The organism is Pelotalea chapellei (assembly GCF_018531195.1).
Taxonomy (GTDB): domain Bacteria; phylum Desulfobacterota; class Desulfuromonadia; order Geobacterales; family Pseudopelobacteraceae; genus Pelotalea; species Pelotalea chapellei.
Genome location: NZ_JAHDYS010000007.1, coordinates 147842 through 159712, shown reverse-complemented (window position 1 = coordinate 159712; position 11871 = coordinate 147842). Strand labels below are relative to the sequence as shown.

Here is an 11871-nt window from a genome sequence, read left to right as displayed (position 1 = left end):
TCAGAGCTCATACTCCAGGCCGTCATAGGCGAATTCGAAGCCTGCCGGCAGGGCAGCGCCTTCGCTGTAAAGCACATCGTGGGAAAGGTGGGTCAGGATGGTTCGGCGTGGTTGCAGGCGGGCTGTTGCAGCCATGGCAGTTTCGATATTGAAGTGGAAGGGATGCGGTTTCCAGCGCAGCCCATCAATAATCAGCAGGTCCAGTCCATTCAGAAGGGCTTCAGAGGAGTCGGGGATAGCGTTGCAGTCGGTCAGGTAGGCGAAGGTGCCGATGCGATAGCCGAATGTGGCGGTGTGACCATGTTCCAGTGGTATCGGTGTTATGGACAAGCCGAAAAGTTCAAAGGCGTCTGTGACTATGTGAGGATCTAGCAGCGGTTTATAGCCTGAGCCTTCCTGTTCCTTGAAGATATAGGGAAAGTGATTTAACAGGATTTCAGTTGTTGCACGGGATGCGAAGCAGGGAACGACTGTTCTGTTGATGAAATGAAAGCCGCGTAAATCGTCGATGCCATTGACATGATCGGCATGGGAGTGGGTGAAAAGAACAGCATCGATATGATTGATATGTTCTCGCAGAGCTTGGTAGCGCAGATCAGGAGAGGTGTCCACAAGAATAGTATGGTCACCATGGCGGATGAGCAGAGATGACCGTGTCCTGGCATCCCGCGGATCTTGCGAGGAGCAGACACGGCAGTTACACCCGACCATCGGCACGCCGGTAGATGTTCCACTCCCCAGTATGGTTACCTTCATCGCTGTTTTCCTAGGATTAATTTGCCTGAAAATAACAGAATTGACAGCCCCAGGCAAGACGGATTTCCCCCTTGTCAGCTCTTGAACATGTCAATCAGCAGCGCCGCATTAAGGCCGATGACAATTAATCCCACCAGCCAGAGAACGCTTTTGCCGTAAGGGGTGTTGGCATAGGTACCCATCACCTTGCGAGATGATGTCAGCCAGATCAGCGGAAAAATGGTAAAAGGTAGCTGCAAGCTGAGAGCCACCTGGCTCCAGAGGATGCCGGTGAAGGGGTTTTTCAGCAGCAGAAGCACTGCCAGCCCGCCAAAAATGGTGATATAGACACCCAGTTTGGAATGGTTGTCGGTCATGTCGAAAGGTTCCAGAAAAATTCCGGCAAAAACACTGCCGCCAGCCATGGCCGCTGTTACAGAAGAGGCAAGTCCGGCGAATATCAGACCAATCGCGAAAACATCGGCAGAAAGGCTGCCAAAGATCGGCTGTAAGGTCAGGGTGACCTGGGAGAGTTCGGTTACCGGTATCCCCCGTGAATAAAAGACAGCGGCAGCCATGATGATCATAGCGCTGTTAATGGCCCAGCCAGCCCCCATTCCGGTCAGGGTGTCAAGAAACTCATATTTGAGCTGTTTACGGATTGCTGCCTCTCCCTGCAGGTTCAGCTGTCGGCTCTGGATTACCTCGGAATGCAGGAAGATGTTGTGAGGCATGACAACTGCCCCCAGCACTCCCATGATGACCGGCATTGCTCCGAGCGGTATGACCGGGGTAACCCAACCTTTCAGGGAAGATGTCCAGGAGACTTGTGCCAGAGCCAGTTCGAACAGAAATGCCAATCCGATCAGGGAGACAAAGCCCATGATCCATTTTTCCAGCAGCTTGTAGTTTTTGGAATAGAGCATGTAGATCGCGAAACCGGATGAGAGCAGGGCTCCTGCTGGTAATGGCAGACCGGTCAGCATCTGCAGACCAATGGCCGCACCCAGCAGCTCTGCCAATGCGGTTGAGATGCAGGCCGCCATGGCGCTGCCAAGGATCAGGTTGCGCAGCCAGGGGTGGAAATGGGTGGAGGCAGCTTCGGAGAGGCACAGGCCAGTGACGATGCCGAGATGGGCGGCATTATGCTGCACAATAATCAGCATGACTGTGGACAGAGTTACCACCCAGAGTAATTGGTACCCGTGATTCGATCCTGCTGCAACGTTTGTCACCCAATTACCCGGATCGATAAAACCGACGGTAACGAAAAAACCGGGACCGATGTAGCGGAACAGTTCGAAGGCTGCCAGACGGGAGGCCTGTCTGCCGATGTGCGAGAGCCATTTCATGGGAGCAAGTATCCTTGGCAATCAAAATGGTGAGACAGAAAATCCGCATGCATTCAGAGAACCATCGTGAAATTGAAAGAATAATACCCGTAGGACCGGTGGTTGTCGAGCCTCGGCTAAGGTGCTTACCTGAAGCTCTTTGTACGAAAAGAGAGTACTGCATCGGCACTGTACAAAGCCAGTCCGCTCCAGATCAGCAGGAATGTCAGCAGGTGGGTCCGAGTAAAGGTTTCACCATAGACCGTTACGGCCAAGGCAAAATGCAAACTGGGAGTGATGTATTGCAGAAAGCCGATCGTGGCCAGTTTCAGACGGCGTGCGGCGGATGCAAACAATACCAGCGGCGTGGCGGTCAGGATGCCGGCCAGGGGCAGCAACAGGGCCCCACGATCGGTGGCGTTAGGGAATGAGCCGGATTGATCAATGGCTAGCCAGAGCAGATACCCGAGTGCCAGGGGGCCGGTCAGCAAGGTCTCCACCAGCAGGCCGGCCATGGACTCAACCCGTACCGTTTTACGCAGCAGTCCATAGAGGCCGAAGGAAAACGCCAGCGCCAGGGCAATCCAGGGTATGGCGCCTACCCGGGATGTCAATATTGCCACACCGGCCATTGCCATCAGCAGGCTGGCGATCTGGAGCGGCCGCAGGCGCTCCCGCAGAAAAATGACACCCAGAAGCACATTGATCAGCGGGGTCATGAAGTAGCCCAGGCTTGACTGGAGTACCTGCCCTTTTGCCACTGCATAGATGAAGACCAGCCAGTTGATTGAGATCAGCAAGGTTGAACCGATCAGTGTCGCCAAAACCTGACGGGAGCGGAATGCAGCCCGAACCTCGCTCCAGCGCCGGGAACAGGCTGTCAGTATCAGCAGAAAGAGCACTGACCAGACAATGCGGTGGGCTACCACTTCCAAGGGAGGAATGCCGTGCAGCATCTTGAAATAAACCGGGAAAAAACCCCAGATAAGATATGCCAGCAGGCCGTAGATAAGCCCCTGGCGAGTCTGGTTATGCTCTGTAGTAATTGTCATCAGGATTGTGTTCAGCTGAGAGGGGCAGTCTGGCCGCCGGTGATGGCTACCAACTCGGCAGGGGTAATGCGGAAAAGGGCATGGGGCGTGCCGCCCGCTGCCCAGACTTCCGGATATTGCAGCAGGTCCTGGTCAATGATCGGACTGAGCGGTTCCAGGTGTCCCAGAGGAGGTATCCCGCCGATGGCGAAACCGGTACGTTCACGAACGAAAGCTGCATCGGCCTTGCCTACCGGTTCTCCGCAAGCTGTTTCCAAGAGTGCTTCATTGACTCGATTCTTGCCACTTACCAGTGCCAGAACCGGAGCGCCGGATCGGCTGCCCTTGAAGATCAGTGACTTGACGATCTGACCGACATGGCAGTTGACCGCCTCGGCAGCTTCGGCAGCGGTGCGTGCGCTGATGGCCAGTTCCTGCACGAGGCAGGCGACTCCGCATGCGTCCAGAGCGTCTTGAACCTTACGTGCACTGGGGCTGAGTTTTTCGTTCATTGAATTTTACCGTCCTTGTTTTTATTGTGCAGGCTGGGGCGCTTTGGCTGTTACCTGAGTAAAAAGATAAAGACCGCAGAAAATAATTGAGCCGCCGATAATCTGACGCAGCTCCGGCGGTTCCCCCAGAAAGATGCCGGCCCACAGGATGGCTCCCAGCGGCTCTCCCAGGATGCTGACTGAGACCACTGAAGCAGAGACATATTTGAGCACCCAATTGAATACGGTATGGCCCATGACGGTGCAAACTAACGCCAAGGCAATGAATAGCAGCCAATCCCGGGCCGGATATCCGGTAAAAGGGGTTTTGCTGACCAGGGCGGCAAGGGTCAGTGTCAAAGAGCTGACGCCGTAGGTCACAAAGGTGTACCCCTGGAGAGGGATGTCCTTGCGCAGTTGCCGACCGATCAGCAGATATCCCGATACCAGGACAGCTGCGAGCAAGGCGAGGAGATCACCGTACAAGGCGGTCCCTCCGGCTTTAAAGTCGGAAGCCCCGATGATGACACTTCCCAGCAGAGCCAGGCAGCCCCCGAAGATGGCGCGGCGGGAAATGTGCTCCTTGAAAAAAAGCAATGAGCCAATGACGACGAACACTGGCTGGGTGGTAACCAGCACTGTGGAGCTGGCCACACTGGTGTACCTGAGCGAGGTAAACCAGGTCACTAGATGCAGGGCCAGAAACAGTCCGCTGGCGGCTGAAAGCAGTATCTGACGGCGATCAAGAGCCAGCAGAATCCGCGGCTGCATCAACGTGAAAGGGGCCAGCGCCAGAAAGGTGAATAACAGCCGATAGGTTGCAATGATCAGGGCCGGTGCGGTACAGAGCCGTACGAAAAGAGCCGAGAACGAGACGGCAATCACTCCGACAAACACCGCTACAAGAGGATTTACTGCTGGTTTAGGCATCAGGGAGTGTCATTGATGTACTGAAGTGAATACTTCACATAGTTTCCGGCAGATTTTGCCAGCCAGGCGATTTCATCAGCGGTCAGATCCCGTTTGTACCGGGCCGGTGCCCCTACCCACAGGGTGTGGGGCGGGATCACAGTACCTTCGGTAACCAGCGCCCGCGCACCGACCAAAGCTCCTTCGCCAACCACGGCCTTATCCATTACCATTGCCTGCATGCCGATGAAACAACCGTTTTCCAGTGTGCAGCCGTGCAGGGTAACACTGTGGCCGATGGTGACGTCATCGCCGATGATCAGCGGTGCCCCCGGATCTTCAGCATGCTTTTTGTGGGTTACATGCAGCATGCTCAGATCCTGCACATTGCTGCGCGCCCCGATGCGGATCGAGTTTACATCGCCGCGCACTACGCAGTTATACCAGACACTGCTCTGGGGACCCATTATGACGTCGCCGATGATAACCGCAGTCTCGGCCACAAAGGCGCTTGGGTCAATTGAGGGCTGCATGCCCTGGAATGGTCTGATCATCTGTCCGGTTCTCCTCATTAATTTCTGGGCGGTGAAGTATACCTGCTTAAACCTCTGTTGGCAATCTGCCTGGGAAGAAGGCCCGGCAAACTGAGTGTTTAAGCCTTTTGGGCGGTATTTATTTGCTTGTTGACCAAGTGCTTTTTGTTATATATTGCGCACTCTGGAATTCCAAGTGCATAAGAGGATGGAACACGATGAAATTCACCAAGATGCAGGGTGCCGGCAACGACTACGTCTATGTGAACTGTTTTGAAGAAACGATAACAAATCCACAACAGGTCGCCATACAGGTTTCAAACAGAAATTTCGGCGTTGGCTCGGATGGATTGATCCTGATAATGCCTTCCGAGGTAGCCGATGTGCGCATGCGCATGTTCAACTCCGACGGCTCCGAATCGGAAATGTGCGGTAACGGCATCCGCTGCGTTGCCAAATATGCCCATGACCATGGCATTGTATCCAAAACGGAGATCACTGCCGAAACCGGTGCCGGTATTCTTACCTTGCAGCTTGTTCCAGGCAGTGACGGAAAAATAGAAAAGGTGCGGGTCAACATGGGCGCGCCACGCCTTACACGGGGTGAGATCCCCATGACCGGTGATGCTTCGGCAAAGGTAATTGCTGAACCGTTGACCATACTCGATCGTACGTTCCAGATTACCTGTGCTTCCATGGGTAATCCTCACTGCGTTATTTTTGTAGATGATGTTGAAAATTTTCCGGTGGCCACCTACGGGCCGTTAATTGAGAATCACGAGCTGTTTCCACGCCGCACCAATGTGGAGTTCGTGCAGATATTTTCACGCACCGAGATTCGTCAGCGCACTTGGGAACGTGGTGCCGGAGAAACTCTTGCCTGCGGCACCGGGTCCAGTGCGGTTACCGCTGCCTGTGTTCTTAACGGTCTGACGGGAAAGAAGATTCTCAACCACCTTTTGGGGGGCGACCTGGAGATGGAATGGGCCGAAGACGGCAGTATCTATATGACCGGTCCGGCAGTTGAAGTATTCACCGGAGAGATAATTTTGTAAGTCTGGACAGCACTTGCAGAGATTTTTCTCCTGCTTGGCGTGCCCTTGACGCTGTGTATGGTAAAATAATTCTAATTCAATTTGATGAGCAGGTCCCATGCCCCGTGCCCTCACAATCATAAATCTCCTGCTGGGGATTGCCATTGTTGCCATTTTGGCTGCGATTGCTGCCGACACTCTTTCCCGCCGGATCGAAAAAACCGCTTTGCCGGGTAAAGGGCCTGCCGGGCCAGCGAGTGCTGTGCCGTCAGCGAGAATCGAAAATCTGGCATTCTATTCCCCAATCCTCTCCAACTCTCTTTTCGGGAAAGCCACCCAGGGTCAGCTGACACCGATAACCAATGCGACGGCAGCACCTGGTTCTGCGGCAGCACCGGTCACCGCACCGGCCGAACTCATGTTGCTCGGTACTGCGGTTGGATCATTCCGGGAAACTTTTGCTTTGGTGCGCAACAATGCCAAACAGGAAGAGCGGGTCTTCCGTCTGGGGGATGTGGTCTTCGATGCCGGTCGTCTGGTGGAAGTGAGGAAGGAGCAGGCGTTTATTGTTATAAACGGCAAAAAAGTAGAACTGCTGACACCCCTGACACCCCCTGCCGCTGCAACTCCTGTGGGCCACCCCCTGCCGTCCGCTTCTCCCGGGTCTGGCGTGACCAGCGCGGGAGCAGGAAATTTCGTCATAGATCAGCGGGCTTTGAATGCTTCCCTGGATAATATAGGTCAGGCCATGACCGATGCCCGGCTGCTTCCCAGCCAGAAGGATGGCAAGATCGAAGGGTTTCGGGCTTCCGAAGTCAAACCCAATGGGGTTTTTGCCATGATCGGTATCCGTAATGGCGATGTGCTTGTGCGGCTGAACGATTTTCCCATAGACTCCCCGGACAAGGCGCTTCAATCTTTCATGGCCCTCAAAGGTCAGAACCGTCTCAAGCTCGATCTGATCCGGGATGGACAGCCCGCGACATTCAATTATGAAATCAGGTGAAAGTGGACTGGAATACCCTCTCCATTTTTCGGATGTGTTGAACTGAAGTAGTACTCTGGAGGTTCCTTTGATGCATACCCTTACTCGAATATTCTGCACTCTGCTGCTTGCGGCTTTTCTTGCTTCGCCTGTTGCCGCTGCCACCAAAGGGGTGGTGCTCAACTTTAACGAGGTGGATATATCCACAATGGTGAAGTTCATCAGTGATCTGACTGGCAAAAACTTCATCCTGGATGATCGCGTAAAGGGGAAGATATCAGTTTTTTCTCCCTCCAAGCTTTCCACTGACGAAGCCTACAACGTCTTTATTTCAGTTCTTGAACTGAAAGGATTTACCGTGGTGCAGAGCGGCAAAGTGGCAAAGATCGTCCCTTCAGCCAGTGCCAAGCAATCAGGTTTTACGGTGCTTGCCCCAGGCGCCAAGGTTCCGGTCAATGAAGGCTATGTTGCCCAGGTGGTAAAGCTGGAAAATATCACGGCCATGGAAGCGTTAGCCTTCCTCCAGCCGCTGGTATCCAAAGACGGCCACATTTCAGCTTTTGGTCCCGGCAATCTCGTTCTGATGGTCGATTCTGCACTCAACATCCGCAAGTTGCAGAGCATTCTGCAAAGCATCGACAGCGAACGGACCCGGGAAGGTCTTGAAATTATCTATCTGAAGCATGCCTCGGCAGAAAACGCTGCCACCACTATCCGCCAGTGGCTGACCGGCTCCGATACCAGGCCGGCAGGGCAGCCTGGTCCAGCCGGTGGAATCGGTGCAGGCAGTGTTATGGCTGACCCGCGCTTGAATGCCTTGCTGGTGTTTGGCAATGAGAGTATCAAGCAGGCGGTACGCGAAATGATCGCCAAGCTTGATGTGGCCCCGCCTGAAGCAAGCAGCAAGGTAAATGTCTATTATCTTGAGCACACAGATGCCACGGATATGGCCAAAGTGCTGGATGGTGTGGTTAAGGGGCTTTCTGTGCAGGGGCAGCCGGGCCAGCCGGGACAGGGTGGCGCCGCTGCTTCGGCCTCCCCGTTCGAGAGCGGCAAGATTACCATTACACCTGACAAAGGTACCAATTCGTTGGTGGTAATGGCTTCTCCCACTGACTACAACAACCTGTCACAGGTAATCCAGAAGCTGGATCGTCGCAGCAAGCAGGTTTTTGTGCGGGTGCTGATTGCCGAGGTCTCGTTGGACAAGTCAAGGGAACTGGGTTTGCAAAGTGGTGTGATCGGCGGTGCAGCCCTGAATCAATATCTTGCCGTGGCTGGTTTATACGATCCGCTCGGAACTTTCGGTTCAGTGCTCGGAACTTTGAGCGGATCAAGTACTTCATCACTTTTAAGTCAATTTGAAGGTCGGCCCGCAAACGTTGCAGCGGTGCTGAAGGCACTGGACAAAGAAGGGCTCTTGAATATCCTCTCTACCCCCAATATTCTGACAACCGATAATAAGGAAGCTGAGATAAACGTTGGTGAAAACGTTCCCTTCCAGGGAGCAACCACCCAAAGCACCATCAGCACCACGACCTCTGTTGAGCGCAAGGATGTGGGTATCAACCTCAAGATCAAGCCGCAGATCAGCGAAGGTAACTACATCCGCATGGACATCAGCCAGGAGATTTCTGCGGTTAAAAATGATCGGGGCCAGGCCATAGACCTGGTTACCACCAAGCGTGCAGCCAAAACCAGTATTGTGGTCAAAGACCAGGAAACGGTCGTGATCGGCGGCTTGATCCAGGATAGCGAGAACGAGACCGTTCAGAAGGTTCCTTTTCTGGGCGATATTCCGGGATTGGGATGGCTGTTCAAAACCAAGACAAAAGTTCGGTCAAAAACCAACCTGATGATTCTGCTTACTCCGCATATTGTCAAAGATGCCGTTGATATGGCCGCAGTGTCTGCAGAACAGCGTGCCATATTCGGTGAGGCAGCCCGAAGCACCAAGCCGATCGATGTTCCCAAGGAGATCAGGAAGCAATGATTGAAATCTCTCCGGAAGAACTGACAGTGCTTGCCGGACGTCTGGGCATCCCCAGCCAGGCAGAGATCAGCATGGGGGATGTGGACACGGGACTGCTGGCCAGGGTGCCGCTGGCTTTTGCCCGCACCAACTCCATTCTGCCGCTGCAGGAAGAAGAGGGGCGCATCAGGGTGGCGGTTGGCAGCCCTGCCTCTCTTCTGGTTCTGGATGAGCTTCGTCTTATATTCGGGAAGCCGCTTGAGGCCGTCCTTGTGCCGTCAGCCGTTCTGACCGATACCATCAACCATGCCTATGCCGGCGTTTCCGGTACAGCACGCGAGGTACTGCTGGAATTGGAGGGGGAAGACCTCTCGACAGTTGCCACGGAGTTCAATAATCCTCAGGACCTGTTGGACCTGGCTGATGAAGCACCGGTTATCCGCCTCCTGAACTCGATCCTTTCCGAGGCGGTCAAAGAGCGGGTCAGCGATGTTCACGTAGAACCCTATGAGCGCGATTTGATCGTTCGCTTCCGCATCGACGGCATTCTTTACGAAAAACTCGCTCCTCCCAAGATAATTCAGGATGCCCTGATCTCCCGTATCAAAATCATGGCTGGACTCAATATCGCAGAAAAACGCCTGCCCCAGGACGGCCGCATTCGCATCATCGTTGCCGGACGTGATGTCGATATCCGTGTTTCCATCATTCCGACCTTCTACGGCGAGCGTGCTGTGCTACGTCTTCTGGACAAGAAGAAAGGCATCCTCTCTCTTGCTGACATCGGGCTTGAGGCTGATGGCGTGCATGTCATGGAGCGGATGCTGGCCCGGAGCAACGGGATCATCCTTGTAACCGGGCCCACTGGCAGCGGCAAATCCACCACCCTCTATGCCGCATTGAACCGGCTCAATTCCAGCGAGAAAAACATTATCACCATTGAGGATCCGATCGAGTACCAGATCAAGGGTATCGGCCAGATCCAGGTCAATCCGAAAATTGAACTGACCTTTGCAGGGGGCTTGCGTTCGATTCTACGCCAGGACCCGGATATCATCATGGTGGGGGAGATTCGTGATGCGGAAACAGCCGAAATAGCCATCCAGGCCAGTATGACCGGACACCTCGTGCTCTCAACCCTGCATACCAATGACGCTGCTACGGCAGTTACCCGTCTGGTTGATATGGGCATCGAGCCCTTTATGATCGCTTCATCCCTGACTGCAGTGCTGGCCCAGCGCCTGGTGCGGGTCATCTGTCCTCATTGCCGTGAAGCGTATCGGCCGGTGGAACAGTATCCGGGCATCAGCCTGCCTGAAACCCTGTATCGTGGGCGCGGCTGTGATAAATGTTTCGGCCTGGGTACCATGGGGCGAACCGCCATTTACGAAATCATGCCGGTGGACCAGGAAATCTGCTCCATGATCATTCGCCGTGCTCATGCCGGGCAAATCAAGGATTATGCAGTGTCCCGAGGAATGCGAACACTCAGGGATGATGGCATGGCAAGAGCTGCTGCCGGTATCACTACTATTGACGAGGTTTTGCGTGTAACACAGGATGATTATGTCGACGTTCCGGTATAAGGCATACAGCGCTGTCGGGACAGCGGTCTCCGGAACCATAGAGGCTGATTCAGAGCGCCAGGCTCTCACCCAGCTGAAGGGCAAGGGGCTGCTGCCTCGGGAAATACGTGAGGAAGGTGCGGCAGAAGATGTCGCAACTTCCTTTTCGTTTCAAAGGGGTATTTCATCTGCTGATCTGTCTCTTTTCACGCGACGTCTGGCAACCCTGGTTGCTTCCTCGGTGCCGCTGTTTGAGGCGATGAGATCGCTTTACGAGCAGGAGGAAAATGGTCATCTAAAACGGGTTTTGTCCCGTGTCAGCTCCAGAATTGCAGAAGGTGCTGCACTGTCGCGGGCTTTTGCCGCTGAGCCAAAAGTTTTCGGCGAAAGTTATGTGAGCATGGTTGCAGCCGGTGAGGCAGGCGGTGCCCTGGAAACGGTGCTGGAGCGGCTGGCCGACTTTCTGGAGGAACAGGACCAGGTGACAAGTCGCGTCACTTCGGCCTTGGCCTATCCGATCCTGATGCTGTTTGTGGGTGGAGGGGTGATGCTGTTCCTGCTGACAGTGGTGATCCCGAAGATCGTGGTGATATTCGAGGACAGCAAGGCGGCTTTGCCACTGATTACGGTCATGTTGATCAAAATCAGCCACTTCCTGCGCGGTTGGTGGTGGATTCCCGTCGGATTGATTATCGCTGCAGTACTGATCTACCGCAAAGCAATGCAACGAAATGATCTCCGCCTGCGCCGCGATGCCCTGCTGCTGAGACTGCCGCTGGCAGGGGGCATGCAGCAACGTCTCATCTTGTCCAGGTTTGCCCGTGTTCTCAGCCTTCTCCTTTCCAGCGGTGTCCCGATCATACGTGCTTTGGAAATAACCTCAGAAGTCCTTGTTAATCGGGTATATCAGCGCTTTTTACGAGAAGTCATGGAGGAGGTTGCACAAGGGGGGAGCCTGTCGGGAAGTCTGCGCAAAAGCCCGCTGTTTCCATCGTTGCTTGTGCATCTGGCAGGGGTTGGAGAGAAAAGCGGTACGCTTGAGGAGATGCTGCTCAAGGCCGGAACTGCTTATGAGCGGGAGTTCAATACCCGCCTTACCCGTTTGATGGGACTGATGGAACCGTTGCTGGTATTGGGCATGGGGTTGGCGGTGGGCATTGTTGTGCTGGCGGTTTTGCTGCCAATATTCGAGATGAACCAGTTGATCAGATAAAAACGATCCCCAATGCAAGATAATTGGTGAAATGGATTTCCCCGTTATTCCAAAACCCTGTCTGTGATGAGG

The 11871-nt window shown here is 54.2% G+C and carries 11 protein-coding genes; 5 read left to right on the top strand and 6 right to left on the bottom strand.

Annotation, left to right across the window (positions count from 1 at the left end):
• The 6 genes from KJB30_RS09275 to KJB30_RS09250 all read right to left on the bottom strand — a co-directional run bounded on the left by KJB30_RS09275 (position 1) and on the right by KJB30_RS09250 (position 5051).
• Entirely contained in the window at positions 1-756 is a 756-nt protein-coding gene (locus KJB30_RS09275) for a GPMC system MBL fold metallohydrolase (RefSeq protein ID WP_214298360.1), read from the bottom strand.
• Between the two features lie 74 nt (positions 757-830).
• Positions 831-2087 carry an Nramp family divalent metal transporter gene (locus tag KJB30_RS09270; protein ID WP_214298358.1) on the bottom strand — a complete coding sequence of 419 codons (1257 nt, stop codon included), beginning with the start codon at positions 2085-2087 and terminating at the stop codon, positions 831-833.
• Positions 2088-2212: 125 nt separating this feature from the next.
• Positions 2213-3118, bottom strand: coding sequence for an EamA family transporter RarD (gene rarD / locus KJB30_RS09265; protein ID WP_214298356.1), 906 nt, complete (start codon positions 3116-3118; stop codon positions 2213-2215).
• A gap of 11 nt (positions 3119-3129) precedes the next feature.
• Complete coding sequence (locus tag KJB30_RS09260; protein ID WP_214298354.1) at positions 3130-3609, bottom strand: YbaK/EbsC family protein; 480 nt, start codon at positions 3607-3609, stop codon at positions 3130-3132.
• Between the two features lie 21 nt (positions 3610-3630).
• A complete protein-coding gene (locus KJB30_RS09255; RefSeq protein WP_214298352.1) occupies positions 3631-4518 on the bottom strand; it encodes a DMT family transporter in 888 nt (295 codons plus the stop codon).
• On the bottom strand, positions 4518-5051 hold the full coding sequence (locus tag KJB30_RS09250; RefSeq protein ID WP_214298351.1) for a gamma carbonic anhydrase family protein: 534 nt from the start codon (positions 5049-5051) through the stop codon (positions 4518-4520). Before KJB30_RS09250 ends, KJB30_RS09255 begins: the two co-directional genes overlap by 1 nt.
• Before the next feature lie 197 nt (positions 5052-5248).
• Here KJB30_RS09250 and dapF point away from each other — a divergent pair, with 197 nt between their 5' ends.
• The 5 genes from dapF (at position 5249) to gspF (ending at position 11799) form a co-directional block, all read left to right on the top strand.
• Positions 5249-6085, top strand: a complete 837-nt coding sequence (gene dapF / locus KJB30_RS09245; protein WP_214298349.1) for a diaminopimelate epimerase — start codon at positions 5249-5251, stop codon at positions 6083-6085.
• Between the two features lie 97 nt (positions 6086-6182).
• A complete protein-coding gene (gene gspC, locus KJB30_RS09240) occupies positions 6183-7070 on the top strand; it encodes a type II secretion system protein GspC (protein WP_214298347.1) in 888 nt (295 codons plus the stop codon).
• A 70-nt stretch (positions 7071-7140) separates the two neighbouring features.
• Entirely contained in the window at positions 7141-9042 is a 1902-nt protein-coding gene (gene gspD / locus KJB30_RS09235; protein WP_214298345.1) for a type II secretion system secretin GspD, read from the top strand.
• A complete protein-coding gene (gspE, locus tag KJB30_RS09230; RefSeq protein WP_214298343.1) occupies positions 9039-10607 on the top strand; it encodes a type II secretion system ATPase GspE in 1569 nt (522 codons plus the stop codon). Before gspD ends, gspE begins: the two co-directional genes overlap by 4 nt.
• Positions 10588-11799, top strand: a complete 1212-nt coding sequence (gspF, locus tag KJB30_RS09225) for a type II secretion system inner membrane protein GspF (protein ID WP_214298341.1) — start codon at positions 10588-10590, stop codon at positions 11797-11799. Before gspE ends, gspF begins: the two co-directional genes overlap by 20 nt.
• Positions 11800-11871 lie beyond the last annotated feature (72 nt).

Coding starts and splice junctions, on each gene's coding strand:
- KJB30_RS09275 (WP_214298360.1), bottom strand. CDS start 756: ATGAAGGTAACCATACTGGGGAGTGGAACATCTACCGGCGTGCCGATG.
- KJB30_RS09270 (WP_214298358.1), bottom strand. CDS start 2,087: ATGAAATGGCTCTCGCACATCGGCAGACAGGCCTCCCGTCTGGCAGCC.
- rarD (WP_214298356.1), bottom strand. CDS start 3,118: ATGACAATTACTACAGAGCATAACCAGACTCGCCAGGGGCTTATCTAC.
- KJB30_RS09260 (WP_214298354.1), bottom strand. CDS start 3,609: ATGAACGAAAAACTCAGCCCCAGTGCACGTAAGGTTCAAGACGCTCTG.
- KJB30_RS09255 (WP_214298352.1), bottom strand. CDS start 4,518: ATGCCTAAACCAGCAGTAAATCCTCTTGTAGCGGTGTTTGTCGGAGTG.
- KJB30_RS09250 (WP_214298351.1), bottom strand. CDS start 5,051: ATGATCAGACCATTCCAGGGCATGCAGCCCTCAATTGACCCAAGCGCC.
- dapF (WP_214298349.1), top strand. CDS start 5,249: ATGAAATTCACCAAGATGCAGGGTGCCGGCAACGACTACGTCTATGTG.
- gspC (WP_214298347.1), top strand. CDS start 6,183: ATGCCCCGTGCCCTCACAATCATAAATCTCCTGCTGGGGATTGCCATT.
- gspD (WP_214298345.1), top strand. CDS start 7,141: ATGCATACCCTTACTCGAATATTCTGCACTCTGCTGCTTGCGGCTTTT.
- gspE (WP_214298343.1), top strand. CDS start 9,039: ATGATTGAAATCTCTCCGGAAGAACTGACAGTGCTTGCCGGACGTCTG.
- gspF (WP_214298341.1), top strand. CDS start 10,588: ATGTCGACGTTCCGGTATAAGGCATACAGCGCTGTCGGGACAGCGGTC.